This is a genomic window from Paenibacillus sp. GYB004 (assembly GCF_036577605.1).
GTDB lineage: Bacteria > Bacillota > Bacilli > Paenibacillales > NBRC-103111 > Paenibacillus_AB > Paenibacillus_AB oceani.
On the sequence record NZ_JARBDB010000077.1, the window covers coordinates 1 to 937 of the forward strand.

At 50.4% G+C, this 937-nt stretch carries 2 tRNA genes and 1 rRNA gene; all 3 read right to left on the reverse strand.

What is annotated here, in order from left to right:
• A 23S ribosomal RNA gene (locus PV433_RS33820) occupies positions 1-407 on the reverse strand; the annotation flags it as partial.
• Between the two features lie 272 nt (positions 408-679).
• Positions 680-755: transfer RNA gene (locus PV433_RS33825), tRNA-Ala, on the reverse strand.
• Between the two features lie 27 nt (positions 756-782).
• Positions 783-859: transfer RNA gene (locus tag PV433_RS33830), tRNA-Ile, on the reverse strand.
• Positions 860-937 lie beyond the last annotated feature (78 nt).

The window sequence follows — 937 nt, forward strand, 5'->3', positions numbered from 1 at the left end:
GATCCGTCTAGGCATACGCAAGCTTTCGGTTACAGGGCTTTTACCTTCTGTGGCCGGCCTTTCCAGACCGCTTCGCCTAACCTGCTTTTGCCATATCGACGTCCTACAACCCCGATCCCCGAAGGGATCGGTTTGGGCTTTTCCGCGTTCGCTCGCCGCTACTGACGGAATCACATTTGTTTTCTTTTCCTCCAGGTACTTAGATGTTTCAGTTCCCTGGGTGTGCCTCCATGCTGCCTATGTATTCAGCAACAGGTGACTGCGTATTACCGCAGCCGGGTTTCCCCATTCGGACATCCCCGGATCGAAGCCTGCTTACGACTCCCCGAGGCATTATCGTAGTTCGCCACGTCCTTCTTCGGCTCCTAGCGCCTAGGCATCCTCCGTGCGCCCTTATTAGCTTATCCAAGATTTTCCGAATATCCCGAAGGATGTTCAAAAGATCGAACGTTTCAGCCTCTAAGATCACCTTTACAGATGTTCTTGCTCTCTTCGTTTCGCTATCCAGTTTTCAAGGAACAACGTTGCGATTATCGGTTTTCGAAGCTTGCCAACTTCGTGCGTTTCTTCTATTGAAGTTCCGCATTCCGTTGTTTTCGCTCGAAAGCGACAAGTGCTATATTACCACAAGTCCCATTCGCATTTCAAGTCGAAATTTGAAGTTTTTTGCGGTAGTTTTTGGTGGAGCCAAGGAGGATCGAACTCCTGACCTCCTGCTTGCAAGGCAGGCGCTCTCCCAGCTGAGCTATGGCCCCAAATAGATCCCGAAGGATATTTGGAAATGGTGGGCCTTAGTGGACTCGAACCACCGACCTCACCCTTATCAGGGGTGCGCTCTAACCAGCTGAGCTAAAGGCCCTAAGAACTTTGCGTAGCAAAGTTAGCTTCGAAAGCATTCCTGCTTCATCCGAAGCCTGATCCTTATTTAGTTCAACCC